This is a genomic window from Dactylosporangium sp. NPDC049742, assembly GCF_040674675.1.
GTDB classification, from domain to species: domain Bacteria; phylum Actinomycetota; class Actinomycetes; order Mycobacteriales; family Micromonosporaceae; genus Dactylosporangium; species Dactylosporangium maewongense.
This window is the reverse complement of the sequence record NZ_JBFANF010000013.1, coordinates 203,908-219,021: the sequence shown is the minus strand read 5'-3', so window position 1 is coordinate 219,021 and position 15,114 is coordinate 203,908. Positions and strand designations below refer to the sequence as shown.

The window sequence follows — 15,114 nt, the reverse complement described above, 5'->3', positions numbered from 1 at the left end:
GGCGGTCGCGGGCCTTGGCCGGCTCGCCGCCGTGGGCCTGGTCTCCGGCGTCGACCCGGCCGCGGTCGGCACCTGGTTCACGAACTGGTTCACAGACTGGTCCGCCGCGGACGTGCGGTGCAGGCTCGCCGCGGCCGCCGACCTCGTCGACACGGCCCCGGAAGCGCTCGCCAGCGACCTGATCCCGGTCGTGGCCGAACTGCTCCGGGCGGACCTGCGGGCGGTGGCGGAGACGCTGCCGGCCCTGGACGTGTCGCGCTGGCAGGACCTCTCTTCGGTGGTGACGCCGACGCACATCAGCGGCTTGCGGCCGGCCGGCAGCCGGGACGCGCTCGTGGAAGACCTCAGCCTGGCCCTCGCCGAGCGGATCGAGGACCGTGTCGCGCTGCTCACCGGCCTGCTGTCGGCCGGCCCGCCGGCGGCGCGATCCGCCGCGCTGCGCCCGGCCCTGGGCCTCATCGGGTACTGGCGCGGCGACTACACCGACCTCGTCACGCTCGTCGGCGCCCAGCTCGCCGACGGTCGCCTGGCCGGCCGGGCCGCACTCGTCCTGCAACACCTCGCCGCGCTCGCCGCACCCGCCGCCGACGCGCTGGCCGCCGCCGTCGCATCCGCCGCCCCCGAGTCCCGGTACGGCGACGGGCCCCCGCCCTGGGTCGTCACCTGGCCGGGGTGGGAGCCGACCGTCGGCCCGACCGTTTGGGCGCTGGCCGCGCTCGACGACGACCGGGCGCTGTCCGCCGTCCGGGCGATCGTCGACTGCGACGTCCCGCCGGGCAACGCCGCCCCGCTCGCGGCCCGGTACGCGACGACGGCGCCCGACCTCCTGCCCACCGTCTGCCGCCGCTGCGCCGGGTCGACCGGCGATGCCGCGGCCGGACACCGCAGGGTCCTGACCCAGGTCGCCGCGGCGCTCGGCCCGGCGGCCGCCGAGGCCGTGCCCGAGCTGCTCGCCGGACCGATCGACCTGATGACCGCCACCGCGCTCGGCAGCATCGGCCCGGACGCGGCGGCGGCCGTCCCGGCACTGCGGGCCACGCTCGACCGCGACGGCGGGATCGTCGCGGCCGTCGCACTGTGGCAGGTCACGGGCGAGGCGACGCAGTCGGTCGAGCTGCTCGCCCGCCACCTCGACGACCCGTGGGACGCCTCGTATTTCGCCGCCGAAGCGGCCGGCCGGCTCGGCCCGGCCGGGGCCGCCCTCGAAGCATCCCTGCGCGCCCTCATCGACATCGACGACGACGACATCCACGTCGCCGCGGCCCAGGCCCTCTGGCGGGTCGCCGGCGACGCCGAGACCCCGCTGCCGGCCCTCACCCGGCTCTGGACCGCCAGGCCGGGACTCCGCTCGAAGATCGCCGCCCACCTCGCCACGATCGGGCCGGCGGCCCGGCCGATGCGCGATCTCCTCGCCGCCGAACTGCGGGAGCGGTTCCGGCACAGCGCCGCGCTCAACGGCTGGTCCTCCATGCAGGTCGCCCTCGACCTCGCCCTGCTCCGCGACAGCCACACCATCCTCGCCGCGACCAGCCCGCCGTGACGCCCCGGCCGGAGGTGTAGTCGGCCGACAGCGGGTAGTGGGACCGGCGGTTGTGAACGTGACTGAGAAGACTCGGAGGCGTTTCGATGACCGCAGGCACGCGGGTGGCCGCGAAGCGGAAGTTCCGGTCGGAGAACGGCACATACGTCACCACGGCCCGTGGCGCGGAGGTGCTCGGCACACCCTTGCTGAACAAGGGCACGGCCTTCACCCACGAGGAGCGCACCGCGCTGGGGCTGGAGGGGCTGCTACCGCCGGCGGTCCTGTCCCTGGACGACCAGGTGCGGCGGGTGTACGAGCAGTACCACCGCCAGCCTTCCGACCTGCACAAGAACATCTTCCTGGCCATGTTGCAGGACAACGACGAGGTGCTGTTCTACCGGCTGCTGGCCGAGCACCTGCGCGAGATGCTGCCGGTCGTCTACGACCCGACCGTGGGTCAGGCGATCAAGCGGTACAGCCACGAGTACCGCCGACCGCGTGGGGTGTACCTGTCGGTCGACGAACCCGACCGGGTGGAGAAGGCGCTGGCCGACGCCGGGCTGGGCGCGGACGACGTGGACCTGATCGTCGCCTCCGACGCCGAGGAGATCCTGGGGATCGGCGACTGGGGCTCCGGCGGCATCGACATCGCGGTCGGCAAGCTGGCCGTGTACACCGCCGCCGCCGGCATCGACCCGGGCCGGGTGATCCCGGTCGCGCTCGACGTCGGCACCGACAACGAGGAGCTGCTCAACGATCCGGACTACCTCGGCAACCGGCACGCCCGGGAGCGCGGGCAGCGCTACGACGAGTTCATCGACGCCTACGTGCGGGCGGCGACCAAGCTGTTCCCGAACGCGCTGCTGCACTGGGAGGACTTCGGGCCGAGCAACGGCCGGCGGATCCTGGAGCGCTACCGCGACCGGGTGTGCACGTTCAACGACGACATGCAGGGCACCGGCGCGATCGTGCTCGCCGCGGCGCTGAGCGCCGTGCGGGTGGCCGGCACCCGGATGCGGGACCAGCGGATCGTCATCTTCGGCTCCGGCACCGCCGGGGTCGGCATCGCCGACCAGCTCCGCGACGCGATGATCCGCGACGGCGCGGACCGGGACACCGCGATCCGGCAGATCTGGTGTGTCGACAAGCAGGGGCTGCTGACCGACGACATGACCGACCTGCGCGACTACCAGACCCCGTACGCCCGGCCGGCCGGCGAGGTCGCCGCCTGGCGACGGGGCGGCCGCATCGGCCTGCGGGAGACCGTCGCGAACGGCAGGCCGACCATGCTGGTCGGCACCTCGACCGTGCACGGCGCGTTCACCGAGGCCATCGTCAAGGAGATGGCCGGGCACGTGGACCGGCCCGTCATCTTCCCGCTGTCCAACCCGACGGAACGCATCGAGGCGATGCCCGACCAGCTCATCGCGTGGACCGAAGGCCGCGGGCTCATCGCCACCGGCATCCCGGTCCCGCCGGTCACCTACCAGGGCGTCACGTACGGCATCGGGCAGGCGAACAACGCCCTGCTGTACCCCGGGCTCGGCCTCGGCGCCATCGTCGCCAGGGCCAAGCGGATCAGCGACGGGATGTTCGCGGCCGCCGCCGAAGCCGTCGCCGGCCTGGTGGACGTGAGCACACCCGGCGCGTCGCTGCTGCCGCACGTGGAGAACCTGCGGGAGGTGTCGGCCACCGTCGCGGCCGCCGTGGCGCAGCGGGCCGCCGACGAGGGTCTGGCCCGTGCCGAGCTCACCGACCCGGCACGGCAGGTACGGGACGCGATGTGGCAGCCGGAGTACCGTCCGGTCAAGGCCGGGTGACGAGATGGCCGAACCCAAGCCGACCGGCGGCGGCGTGCCCGAGGTGCACGACGTGCCGATCGGCATCGACGCCACCGGCACCCGCACCGAAACCGACTCGCTCGGCCCGGTCGCCGTCCCGGCCGACCACTACTGGGGGGCGCAGACCCAGCGCTCCCTGGTCCACTTCGACATCGGCGACGACCGCATGCCCAAGGCGGTCTACCACGCCTACGGCTACGTCAAGAAGGCCGCGGCGATCGTCAACGCCCGCGCCGGGCGGATGCCGCAGTGGAAGGCCGACCTGATCGCACGGGTGGCCGACGAGGTGATCACCGGCGCGCTCGACAGCGAGTTCCCGCTGTACGTCTGGCAGACCGGCTCCGGCACCCAGTCCAACATGAACGTCAACGAGGTGATCTCCAACCGCGCGATCCAGCTCGTCGGCGGGCAACTGGGCAGCAAGACGCCGGTACACCCGAACGACGACGTCAACATGGGCCAGTCCTCCAACGACACCTTCCCCACCGCCATGCACATCGCCGCGGTCGTCGCGATCGAGGAGCACCTGCTGCCGGCGCTCGCCAGGCTGCACGACGCCACCGTGGTCAAGAGCCGCGAATGGGCCGACGTCGTGAAGATCGGCCGGACACACCTGGAGGACGCCACCCCGCTCACCGTCGGCCAGGAGTGGTCCGGCTACGCCGCCCAGCTCGAGGACGCCGTCGAACACCTCGCCACGACCAGGCGCGGCCTGTACCGGCTGGCGATGGGCGGCACCGCCGTCGGCACCGGCCTCAACGCCCCGGCCGGCTTCGACGAGGACACCGCCGCGGTGATCGCGGAGCTGACCGGCCGGCCGTTCGTCACCGCGCCCAACAAGTTCGCCGCCCAGGCTTCCCTGGACGCGCTCGTGCGCACGTCGGCCGCGCTGCGTGGGATCGCCACGGCGCTGTTCAAGTTCGCCAACGACGTCCGCTGGCTCGGCTCCGGACCGCGCACCGGCCTGCACGAGCTGCTCCTGCCGGCCAACGAGCCCGGCTCCTCGATCATGCCCGGCAAGGTCAACCCGACCCAGGCCGAAGCGATGCTCATGGTGTGCGTCCAGGTGCTCGGGTCGGACACCGCCGTGGCCATCGGCGGCAACGAGGGCAACTTCGAGCTCAACGCCTTCCGTCCCGTCGTCATCAGCAACGTCCTGCACTCGATCCGCATCCTCGCCGACGCCGCCGAGCACTTCCGCGAGTTCCTCGTCGAAGGCGTCCGCCTCGACCGCGACCAGCTCCGGCAGAACGTGGACCGCTCGGTCATGATGGTCACCGCCCTGTCACCGGTCATCGGCTACGACAAGGCGTCCGAGATCGCACACCTCGCCATCGACGACAACCTGTCCCTCAAGGAGGCAGCACTGCGTCGCGGCGTCAGCGACGAGATGTACGAGCGGATCGTCGTGCCCGAGGACCTCACCCACGCAGGCGCGGCCGACACCGGCTGAACCACCGCCATACGTGCCCAGGATCGACACCCCGATGCCCACTATGAAGGACAGGAAGGCGCGCAGGAGGGGGCTTCCGCCCGCGGTGGCCGACTCGGCCGGGCGGCGCGGCTGCGGCGCGGGCGCGTTGACGGTGGGGGAGACGGGCGCCGCCGCGGGCCAGTCGTTGCTCGGCGGGGACGGACCGCGGCCTCGCGTTGTGCACCCAGACTTCGCGGCGCTGTGGGACGTGCGGTGCGGGTCACGCGGGGGTGTCGGCCGGCAGCAGCTTCCGCTGCAACGCGGTGATCACGTCACGGGCCTGCTTCCGTTTCCCGGAGGCACGCCGAACGACACACCGAGCCGCGGCTCACGACTGGCGGACCCGCCGGCACCGCGACGTCGATGCCCAGCTCCTCCCGAAGCGCTCGAGCAAGGACAGGACCGGACCGTATGCTGGCGCGGTGATCGACTTTCGTGCTGCGGTTGAGGCCCGTGACCCCGATGCCATCGCGGCGACCCTGGCCGACGATGTGGTGTTTCGCAGTCCCGTGGCGTTCAAACCCTACCCGGGTAAGGCCATCACCGCTGCGATCCTGCGCGGCGTACTGCGGGTCTTCGAGGACTTCCGGTACCTCCGTGAGTTCGGCGACGAGGGCGGTCGCGACCACGCGCTGGTGTTCGCGGCGCGGATCGGCGACGTCGCCGTCGAGGGCTGCGACTTCCTGCACCTGGACGAGCGCGGCCTGATCGACGAGTTGACGGTCATGGTTCGCCCGTTGTCCGCCGCACAGGCCTTGGCCGCCGCGATGGCCGCCCAGTTCGAGCAGATCCAGCGCGAGGCCACCGCCGGATAGACGCACCACCGAGGTCAGGTACGCGGACATCCCGCGTAAAGGTGCTGGCCCAAGGCCCGCTCACTCGTCGGCGGCCAGGTATGCGGTGCGGGCGGCCGCCCGGACGGCCGGATCGGGGTCGGCGAGCCCGTGCTCAACGAGCGCCTCGTCCTCGTCGCGCCAGCGGCCGACGAGCCAGGAGTCGCCGCCGGCGGCGCGGAAGCGGCCGAGGCCGAGGTGCCCGGCGGCGCGCACCCGCGGATCGCCGGCCGCCGCCCATTGCCGGACCGCGGCACCGCCCTCGCCGGGCTGGGCCGACAGCAGCTGCTCGATGACCTCGTCGAGCAGTTCACGGGCTTCCTCGTCGGGCTCGGCCGTTGCGGTCTCGAGCAGGGTCGGCAGCGTTCCCAGCGACAGGCAGCCCACCACGACGTCGATGTCGTAGTCGGCGCGCAGTGCCGTCACCACCGCCGTTGCCAGCTCCGGCCGAAACGTGGGTGCTTCGACGGTCAACCCGTCGGACGCCGTCAACCGCTCCATGACGTCGTCGTCGAACTCCCATTCCTCCACGCCGTGCGTCCTTTCCATCTGTGTGCATCCGACCGGCGGTGGCGCACTACGCGGAGTTTGACGGGGCGCCGCAAGTTGGGCAGTGGGCCGGCAGCGGCCGGTCACCTGTCGAGCGCCGGCCTTGAGCGGCGAGGGCCAAGGTCAGCAGTACTGGTCCCACCACGGCGACCAGTACCGCGGCGGTGGCCATGGACGACCACACCGGGACTTGGGGCCGTCCGGGGCCGGAGTCATCCAGCATCGCGCCGATCGGGTTCAGCGCGAGCATGCCGATCGGCGTGAGCAGGAACAGCAGCGCCCAGGCGCCGCGGAGGTCGTGCCGGGCGGCAAAGCCGAGCGCGAGCAGTGTCGCACCGATGAGCAGCGTCACCCCGGCGGCCGGCAACGCTTCCACGGCGGGCAGGTAGTAGCCGCCGTAGAAGTCCAGGCGTGCCTCGGTGACCAGGGTGACCGGTACGGCCGATGCCGCGGCGGCGAGCGGCGCCAGCCGGACCCACCAGCGGCGCCCTGCGTCGGCGCCGAGCGCGACGATGCCGAGGACGAGCTGAGGCACCAGCACGATCAGCGGCGGGCGGAACAGTCCGGTCAGCATCCCGGCCGGCACGACAGCCGCGGTGACCAGCACGGCGATGACCGCCGCGCGGCGGTACCACCGGCCGGGAGCGACAAGGTGCACGACAGCGGCCAGCAGCCAGACCGCCCACGCCGCCATCCCGAGGGACATGACAGGCCCGGTGTACCGAGACCAGAACTTGATGGGTGCCATCACCTCGAGCACCGCCCACGCACTCGCGAACGCGGCGGCCGTCGTCAGGGCGAGCAGGCCGGCGAGCCGGAAGCCGGCAGTGACGCCGGGTGCGGTCCGGAGGTGCCGGCGCAGCCCACCGGCCGCGAGATCGGCGATGTCGGCCGGCGACGGCCTCCTGCGGCCGGGCTCGGCCAGGGACAGGTAGGTGTCCACCAGCTCAGAGCCGCGCTCCCGCCGGTAGTCGGCCGGATAGAACAGCGCCGTCCAGCGTGCATAGCGCCGTTCGAGATCGGTCACCGCAGGGCGGTCCGGACGGCTTTCCGGCGGGCTCATGCGAGTCCTCGACTCAGACGGGGCGCGGCCTTGAGGGCGCGCAGCCGGGTGGTTGCCGCCTTGACGTTGCGGCGCATGCGTTCGGTCTCCGCGGCCAGCAGGTCGCCGCCCGGCTCGGTGAGCCGGTAGTAGCGGCGTAGCCGGCCGTCGACGATCTCCTCATGGTCGACGCCTACGAGGCCCGCGTCGACCAGCCGGTCCAGCGCGCCGTACAGCGTGCCGGGGCGCAGCGAGATGCGGCCGTCGGACAGCCGGGCCACCTCGGCGATCAGGCCGTAGCCGTGCATCGGCTCGCCGGCGAGGGCGGTGAGGATCAGGAATGTCGGTTCACGCAGTGGGGTTTCCACGCGGTTCAATATATCGGCTGCGAAGGTATGGGGGAACCTCGCCGCCTGCCGAGGTTGACAGCGCCATAGATAGCGGTTATCTATTGGCGATCTACCTGAGGGGCGGCTGGGTGCAGGACGTGGTGCTGGCCATGCTGGCGAAGGAGCCGGCGCACGGCTACGAGCTGCGCAGCCGGATGCGGGACGCGCTCGGCCCGCTGGGCGAGGCGATGAACGCCGGGCAGATCTACGTGACGCTGACCCGGCTGACGAAGGCCGGACTGGTGACCTCGGAGCGGGCCGAGGGCCTGCCGGACCGGCCCGACCGCCGGGTCCACGCGCTGACCCCGGCAGGGCAGCAGCGGGTCGGCGCGTGGCTGACCGAGGTGAGCTGGCCGAGGCCCGATCTCACGGAGTTCCATCTCAAGCTGGTGGCCGCCGCGGCCGCCCGGCTGGCCGATCCCGTGGCCCTGGTCGACGCCCAGCGGCGCGAGGTGCTGCGCCGGCTCCGCGACGCGCAGCGGGCCGCGCTGGACCGGTCGGTGGACCCGGTCGCCGGGCTGCTGCTGGAGGGTGTCGTGCTGCGGCTGCGGGCCGACCTGGAGTGGCTGGAGGCGTGCGAGCGCATCTGGACCGCGCGTGACCGGACCGGACGGAAGGCGGGGGCGTGACCGGATCGACGGTGCTGCGGGCGCGCGGGCTGACCAGGCGGTACGGCGAGGACGGCGGGCTGGTCCGCGCGGTCGACGAGGTCGACCTGGACGTGCCCGCCGGGCAGGCACTGGCCATCATGGGCCCCAGCGGCTGCGGCAAGTCCACCCTGCTGCACCTGCTCGGCGGGCTGCAACGCCCCACCGGCGGGCAGGTGTGGCTGGCCGGCCACCGGATCGACACGATGAGCGAACGGGCCCTGGCCCGGCTGCGGCGGGACAGCGTCGGGTTCGTCTTCCAGGCGTTCCACCTGATGGATGAGCTCACCGCCGTGGAGAACGTCGAGCTGGCCGCGCTGCTGGCCGGCCAGCGGCCCCGCGAGGCGCGCCGGCGTGCCCTGCACCTGCTCGACCGGGTCGGGCTCGCCGACCGCGCCGGTCACCTGCCCTCGGCGCTGTCCGGTGGCCAGCGCCAGCGGGTCGCCATCGCCCGCGCGCTGAGCAACGAGCCGCTGGTCGTCCTGGCCGACGAACCCACCGGCAACCTGGACAGCGCCGCCACCCTGGACGTGCTGCGGCTGTTCGAGGAGCTGCGCACCGCGGGGCAGACCGTCGTGGTGGTCACCCACGACGCCCGCATCGCGGCGGTCGCCGACCGGGTGATCTCCATGCGCGACGGGGCGTTCGCCGACGACAACCGGCTCACCGTCACCGGCACCGTCCACGACGGGCGGCGCTGAGGTGTCCGGGCGCCTCCTGCTGGTCTGCCGGCTGCTGGTGCGGGACCTGCGCCGCCGCCGGGCCGAGACCGTCCTGCTGCTGGTCGCCATCACCGCCGCCACCGCCACGCTGACCCTCGGCCTCACCCTCAACGAGCTCGCCGAACGGCCGTTCCAGCAGACCCGGACCGCCACCGCCGGCCCGGACGTGATCGTGACACCCCGGGCCACCGGCCAGGCCGCGCTGGACGAGCTCGCACCGCTGACCACCGCGGCCGGCGTCACCGGTCACAGCGGCCCCTTCCCGATCGCGTACCTGACGATGACGGCCGGCGGCACGTCCGCGCACGCCGTCGTCCAGGGCCGCGACACCGCACCCGCACCGATCGACCGGCCCGCCGTGACCGGCGGCACCTGGGTACGCCCCGGCGGCGTGGTCGTCGAGCGCGCCTTCGCCGACGCCCTCGGCATCCGCACCGGCGACACGGTCGACATCGGCGGCCATCCGCTGCGCGTGACCGGGACCGCGGTCACCGCCGCCAGGGCGACCTACCCGTACGCCGGATGGCACTACCCCGGCAGCATCCTGGTCGAGCGCGGTGGCCTCGTCTGGGTCGACGGCAGCGACATCGCCAAACTCGCGGGCGGTCAGCCGCTGTCGTACACCCTCAACCTCAAGCTCACCGACCCGGCGGCCAGCACCACGTACGCCGTCGGCGACCAGCTCACCACCTGGCAGGAGATCGGCCACCTCAACGGCCGGCTGTACAGCGACGCGCAGATCACGCTGCTCGTCGGCAGCTGGCTGCTCAGCGGCCTGGCGCTGGCCGGGGTCGCCGGCATCGTCGCGGGCCGGATCATCACCCGGCGCCGCCGGGTCGGGCTGCTCAAGGCCGCCGGCGCCGGACCGGCCATGATCGCCGCCGTCCACCTCGCCGAGTACCTCGTGATCGGGCTCGCCGCCGCCGCCACGGGCCTGGCCGCGGGCTGGTTCGCCGCGCCCGTGCTGATCCGCCCCAGCGCCGGGCTCATCGGCTCCGTCAACGCCCAGCCACCGGCGCTGCGTACGGCGGTCGCCGTCACGGCCCTCGCCCTCACGATCGCCGTGGCGGCGACCCTGGTACCGGTGATACGCGCCGCCACCACCAGCACCGTCCACGCGCTGGCCGACGGCGCGGCGCCACCGCGGCGCCGGCGGTGGCGCATCCGGCTGTCGCGGCGGCTGCCCACCGCCCTGCTGATCGGGGTGCGCATCAACGCGCGCCGGCCGGGCCGCGCCCGGCTGGTCACCGTGAACACCCTGATCACCACGACCGCGCTCGTCGCCATCCTCATGGTCAACACCCGGGTGGTGCACTTCGACCTCGGCTACACGGAGCTCGCCGACCCCCGGTGGCAACGCGGCGAGCAGGCCACGCTCCTGCTCACCGTCGTGCTGTGCGTGCTCGCGCTCATCAACGCCGTCGTGAGCGCCTGGACCGCGGTCCTCGACGCCCGGCAGCCGCTGGCCGTCGCGCGGGCGCTCGGTGCCACGCCCGCGCAGGCCGGCGCGGGCCTGGCGGCAGCGCAGCTGCTTCCCGCCATACCCGGCGTCGCCGCGGGGATCCCGGCCGGCATCGGGCTCGTCGCGTCCGTCAGCACCGGCGAGGTCCAGTACCCACCCGGTCCGTGGCTGCTCGCCACCGCACTCGGCGTCCTGCTCGCCGTCGCCGCGCTCACCGCCGTCCCCGCGGTCGTCGCCACCCGCCACCCGGTCGTGGAAACCCTCCAGTCCGCACCGACCTGACCACCGAGGTCGCCCGCGATGTCAGGCTCGGGACTCGCGCAGGACCTGCCACTGCTGCCAGGCGAGGTCGGGCTCGAGGTCCGCGTAGCCGCGGCTGCGGTCGAGCTGCTGCGCGTCGGCGTGGGTCATCATCATGCAGACGCCTTCGCCGGTGACGCGCTCCACCTCTTCGCGGCTGAGGTGCCGGCCGGCCTCCGCCTCGGCGGCGTGGAGGAGGGCCGCCAGCGCGGGAATGAATACGGGTCGAAGCTCGCGCCGGGGATCCGCCACGCCTCCCTCGGAGCCCAGACGCCAGGTGCCGAAGGGGTTGTTGCAGGGGTGGCCCTGCGGATACCCGTCGTCGGGCCAGCGCTCGAGGCGGCGGCGAGCGGTGTCCAGGTCGGGCCTGAAGGTGTCGCCGCTGACCAGCACGGGGTCTTCCGCCAGTTGGTACACGTTGAACTCGCCGAGGAGCCGGTTGGCCTCGGCCGGTGGGGCCTCGACCTGCGCGTCCGGCAGCCCGAACGCGTGCATGCCGCAGGTTCGCGACACACCGCCGTCCTGCAGCACCACGACGGCGCACCGGTAGAGCAGCCACGGGTCGCCGCCCTCGAGACTCTCCAGCCAGTGCGGGACGGACCAGCCCAGCTTCGACTGCTCCAGCCGCACGCCCAGCGCTCCGGCGTCGCCCAGCGCGGCGATCAGCGTCGCGACCTCGTCCGCCGCCGCACCGAGGTACACCGGCAGATCCAGGACCAGAGCGCTGCCGGCCGCGGCGATGGCGGACTGCTCCTGCGCCGACATCGTGCCGTAGCCGAACGCCTGGCCGAACGAGCCGTCGTTCTCCACCCAGTCCACCGGCGCGCGGAAGCCGAGGCGCTGCGATGTGAGCGACTGGCCGTCCAGCGTCAGCCCGGAACGTCCGAGCGAGTCCTGCCACTGCGCCATCGTCGCCGCTGTACCCGGGACGAAGAGCGTCACACCGTACGCATGATCATCAGACATGCGGCGGAGAGTAGTACCCCGGCGCCAGGCTCTCGGATCATGCCCAGCTCTGTGCGTCCGGGCGTAAGGGGGCACCGGGTTTGGAGCCGACGAGCAGGACGAGGACCAACAGCGCCAACCCGGTCAGCGACAGGCTCTCGATCAGCCGGAACGCCGCCCAGACGTTCAGGCCGGTGCCTGCCACGGGTTCCGCCGCCAGGGGTAGGACCGACATCGTGCCGGAACACAGCGCCATGACCGCCACAACGCCCGACAGGATGGTCAGCCCGGTCTGTGCGGGCCCGGAGCCGGCCCGCACCTTGTGGACCAACGCGACCCCGGCCGTTGCCAGGACCAGCGTGACGATCAGCGCGACCGTCGCCGCACCCGTCGCGAACCCCACCGTGTCGGTGGTGAACAACAGCTCACCCTCCGGCGGCACCGGATCCGACGCGGCGATGGCGTGCTCGGCTGCGAGGAGGCGGTCGCGGAAGACGATCGCGATGCTCAGATCCGCGGCCGCGGTAACGGCGGCGATCGCGGCCGCGGCATGGACCAGCCGCACGATCGCGCTGATGCGGCCGGACCTCCCCAGCGCCGCCCCGGCGGGAGGTGGTGGCGCGGGCTGTTGCGGTGCCGCCGACTCGAGGCGCGCCCGCAGCCGGTCAAACCCGGCCGGGGTGCCGATGCCGGCCCGCTCACCGGGATGCGCCAGGTACCAGGCGATCGCCTCCGCCAACGCAGGCGCCGCCCGCCTAGAGGACAGCGTCGGCCGTTCCCGCGAGTCCAGGACCGGCACACCCCGCTGGAGCACCAGTTCCGGCCGGTCCACGACGAGCCAGACGCGCCCGGCCTGATGCCCGGCCTGCGCGGCGAGGGCCTGCCACGGCAGCACGCGTCGGTGCAGGGGGCCGCGCGATCGGATCCCGGCCGGGGTCAGCTCGACCGCGTAACCGCGCCAGGCAACGGGCACCATCAACGCCGCAACAACCACGCCCAGCAGCACCGGTGCGCTCATGACGAACGCGAACGCGGCGTCGACCACGACGGTCGGCGGCGCCTGGATCACAGCACGCCACTCGCCGACGGCCGGACCGGCCAGCAGGGCAAGGCACACGGCCAGCATGCCGACGGCCGGCCCGAGCGGCATCGCCGGCCGCACCGCGAAGCCGCCGCGCGTGAGAACCAGCCACGCCGACGGGTCGTCACGTCGCGAAGCCCGCGCGGCGCGGACGAGCAACACGAGGGCAACGGTGACCACCACCCCGTAGAGCGCCAAGGCGAGCGGGACGGCCCAGTCCCGGGGTACATCCGCCCAAGCCTGGAGCGCGACAATGACCACGAAGGCGACTGCACCTCCGATCATCGGCGCGCGGGATGGGCAGGGCCCGGGACGCGTGGCATTCATGGCGACGTTGTACCACCCCGCGCGGCCCTTGCGAATGCCATGATCAACCGTCCTTGCCTGCCGTCACAGCTGGAGCCCGTCGGGTGCGGGCCGGGGAACTTTACAGGTTCGTACGGGGCTACCTACCATGGCTGGACCGTGAGCGGAGGGACCACGCATGCCGTCACCGGTCCCGTCTCGACCGCCGACCCTCGATGAGGTCGCCGAGCGCGCCCGGGTGTCCCGCACCGTCGCCTCCCGGGTGATCAACAACGGGCCCAACGTGAGCCGCGCCAAGCGGGACGCCGTCGAGAAGGCGATCCGGGAGCTCGGGTTCACCCCCAACCGCAGCGCGCGGGCGCTGGCCACCCGCCAGACCGGCGTGGTGGTGCTGGCGGTCTCCGGCGACGGGCCCGAGGTGTTCGGTGACCCGTTCTTCGCGCAGGTCATCGTCGGCGCGTCCGCCGCGTTGGAGAAGACCGACCTGCACCTCATGCTCAGCCTGGCCACGAACGACCACGGCCAGCGGCGGCTGCGGAACTTCCTGCAGACCCGGGGGGCCGACGGCGTGATGCTGGTCGCGACGCGCGGCGCCGACCCCATGATCGACATCGCCACGAAGTCGGGCCTGCCGACGGTGTTCATCGGCCTGCCGGTACACGGGACGCCGCCCTACTACGTCGACGTCGACAACGCCGGCGGTTCGCGGGCCGCGACCGAGCATCTCCTGCGCGCCGGGCGCCGTCGCATCGCGATGATCACCGGTCCGGAGGACACCGCCGTGGGCCGGGAGCGCCTTCGCGGCTATGCGGAGGCGCTGCTCCTGGCCGGCCTCGAGCCGTACGCGACCGCTCCCGGCGACTTCCTGGAGGCGAGCGGCGCCGGGGCGATGCGCGCGCTGCTGCACGCGCATCCGGACCTCGACGCCGTGGTCGCCGCCAACGACAACATGGCGGCCGGGGCCTTGCGGGTGCTGCGCGACGCCGGCCGCGCGGTGCCCGGCGACGTCGCCGTGGTGGGCTTCGACGACATGCCCATCGCGCTGCACACCGACCCGACGCTCACCACCATGCACCAGCCGGTGCAGTCGCTGGGCCGCGAGGCGGCCCGGATGCTGGTCGAACTGCTGGACGGCGCCCAGCCGGCGTCGCTGATCCTGCCCGCGAAGCTCGTCGTGCGCGAGTCGGCCTGACGCCGGTTCAGTACCGGGTGTACTTCACCCAGTCGTAGGTGGCGGTCAGGGTCCTGCCCGGGTACCTGAACGGCTGCAGCCAGCCGTCGACGCCGACACCGGGCCACAGGTTCATCATGATGCGCTGCGGGTGGGTGGGCAGCGCCCCGCGCGAGCCGTTCTCCTGGTGGACGAGCCGGCCGTCGACGAACCAGTTGATGGTGCCGCCGTTCCACCACTCGAAGGCGTAGTCGTGGTAGCCGGCCGAGGCGTCGAACCCGAGGTTGATGACGGTCTCGTGCCCGCCGACACCGCCGGTGAAGTAGTTGGTCTGCAGCTGGTTGGTGTTCTTGCCGAGGATCTCCACGTCGATCTCGTCCCACGGCTGCCCGTCGCTGGGCCCGGTGTAGGTGAAGAACGAGGTCACCGTGCCGGGGTTCTTGACGGCCTTCAGCCGCGCCTCGAAGCGCCCGTACGTGAACAGGTCGTTGCTGCGGTATTCGCCGGAGGCGTAGGGCTTGCCGGAGCAGCCGCCCGGGCAGGACGCGGTGTCCAGGTTGATGCCCATGACGCCGCCGCTGAACCAGACGTGGTCGGCGCGCCAGCCGGCGTTGAACATGCTGCCGTTGCTGTAGCCGTCGGCCTTGTGCCAGCGACCGGTGTCGAACGAGTTCAGGTTGTCCACGAAGCTGGGTCCGATGGCTGCCTCCGCGTTGGGCACGCTCAGCACGGCCGTGAGGCCGAGGGTGGCGAGGACCAACGCGGTCAATCGAGTCCGCAACATGTGAGGTCTCCAGTCCTACAAGCCGTGCGGAGCCGCTGCTCACGCA

General features: G+C 72.9%; 14 protein-coding genes. 8 read left to right on the top strand and 6 right to left on the bottom strand.

The window, feature by feature from the left end:
• From AB0J72_RS19240 to AB0J72_RS19225, 4 genes are all read left to right on the top strand, one after another.
• On the top strand, positions 1-1,540 hold a 1,540-nt coding region (locus tag AB0J72_RS19240; RefSeq protein WP_363400457.1), incomplete at its 5' end, for a hypothetical protein.
• 86 nt (positions 1,541-1,626) lie between these two features.
• Entirely contained in the window at positions 1,627-3,342 is a 1,716-nt protein-coding gene (locus tag AB0J72_RS19235) for an NAD-dependent malic enzyme (RefSeq protein WP_363400455.1), read from the top strand.
• A 4-nt stretch (positions 3,343-3,346) separates the two neighbouring features.
• Complete coding sequence (gene fumC, locus AB0J72_RS19230) at positions 3,347-4,816, top strand: class II fumarate hydratase (protein WP_363400453.1); 1,470 nt, start codon at positions 3,347-3,349, stop codon at positions 4,814-4,816.
• A gap of 443 nt (positions 4,817-5,259) precedes the next feature.
• Positions 5,260-5,652 (top strand): nuclear transport factor 2 family protein, encoded by a 393-nt coding sequence (locus AB0J72_RS19225; RefSeq protein WP_363400451.1) that lies wholly within the window; start codon positions 5,260-5,262, stop codon positions 5,650-5,652.
• A 60-nt stretch (positions 5,653-5,712) separates the two neighbouring features.
• On the opposite strand, the gene AB0J72_RS19220 is transcribed toward AB0J72_RS19225, so the two are convergent.
• The 3 genes from AB0J72_RS19220 to AB0J72_RS19210 are packed head-to-tail and all read right to left on the bottom strand — an operon-like array spanning position 5,713 to position 7,629.
• On the bottom strand, positions 5,713-6,201 hold the full coding sequence (locus AB0J72_RS19220; protein WP_363400449.1) for a hypothetical protein: 489 nt from the start codon (positions 6,199-6,201) through the stop codon (positions 5,713-5,715).
• 46 nt (positions 6,202-6,247) lie between these two features.
• Positions 6,248-7,246 (bottom strand): hypothetical protein, encoded by a 999-nt coding sequence (locus AB0J72_RS19215; RefSeq protein ID WP_363400447.1) that lies wholly within the window; start codon positions 7,244-7,246, stop codon positions 6,248-6,250.
• A 32-nt stretch (positions 7,247-7,278) separates the two neighbouring features.
• Entirely contained in the window at positions 7,279-7,629 is a 351-nt protein-coding gene (locus tag AB0J72_RS19210) for a helix-turn-helix transcriptional regulator (protein WP_363400445.1), read from the bottom strand.
• A gap of 83 nt (positions 7,630-7,712) precedes the next feature.
• Here AB0J72_RS19210 and AB0J72_RS19205 point away from each other — a divergent pair, with 83 nt between their 5' ends.
• Genes AB0J72_RS19205 through AB0J72_RS19195 form a run of 3 tightly spaced genes read left to right on the top strand, consistent with a single transcriptional unit; the run spans position 7,713 to position 10,763 of the window.
• Positions 7,713-8,279 carry a PadR family transcriptional regulator gene (locus AB0J72_RS19205; RefSeq protein WP_363400443.1) on the top strand — a complete coding sequence of 189 codons (567 nt, stop codon included), beginning with the start codon at positions 7,713-7,715 and terminating at the stop codon, positions 8,277-8,279.
• Positions 8,276-8,998, top strand: a complete 723-nt coding sequence (locus tag AB0J72_RS19200) for an ABC transporter ATP-binding protein (protein ID WP_363400441.1) — start codon at positions 8,276-8,278, stop codon at positions 8,996-8,998. The genes AB0J72_RS19205 and AB0J72_RS19200 overlap by 4 nt, the downstream gene beginning before the upstream one ends.
• A 1-nt stretch (position 8,999) precedes the next feature.
• On the top strand, positions 9,000-10,763 hold the full coding sequence (locus AB0J72_RS19195; RefSeq protein ID WP_363400439.1) for an FtsX-like permease family protein: 1,764 nt from the start codon (positions 9,000-9,002) through the stop codon (positions 10,761-10,763).
• Positions 10,764-10,784: 21 nt separating this feature from the next.
• Here the strand turns inward: AB0J72_RS19195 and AB0J72_RS19190 are convergent, their stop codons facing one another.
• Both AB0J72_RS19190 and AB0J72_RS19185 read right to left on the bottom strand, forming a co-directional pair.
• On the bottom strand, positions 10,785-11,747 hold the full coding sequence (locus tag AB0J72_RS19190; protein WP_363400437.1) for a DUF4261 domain-containing protein: 963 nt from the start codon (positions 11,745-11,747) through the stop codon (positions 10,785-10,787).
• Positions 11,748-11,784: 37 nt separating this feature from the next.
• On the bottom strand, positions 11,785-13,068 hold the full coding sequence (locus AB0J72_RS19185) for a hypothetical protein (RefSeq protein ID WP_363400435.1): 1,284 nt from the start codon (positions 13,066-13,068) through the stop codon (positions 11,785-11,787).
• Between the two features lie 223 nt (positions 13,069-13,291).
• Here AB0J72_RS19185 and AB0J72_RS19180 point away from each other — a divergent pair, with 223 nt between their 5' ends.
• Complete coding sequence (locus AB0J72_RS19180; protein ID WP_363400433.1) at positions 13,292-14,305, top strand: LacI family DNA-binding transcriptional regulator; 1,014 nt, start codon at positions 13,292-13,294, stop codon at positions 14,303-14,305.
• 7 nt (positions 14,306-14,312) lie between these two features.
• On the opposite strand, the gene AB0J72_RS19175 is transcribed toward AB0J72_RS19180, so the two are convergent.
• Positions 14,313-15,053, bottom strand: coding sequence for a glycoside hydrolase family 16 protein (locus AB0J72_RS19175; RefSeq protein WP_363400431.1), 741 nt, complete (start codon positions 15,051-15,053; stop codon positions 14,313-14,315).
• Positions 15,054-15,114 lie beyond the last annotated feature (61 nt).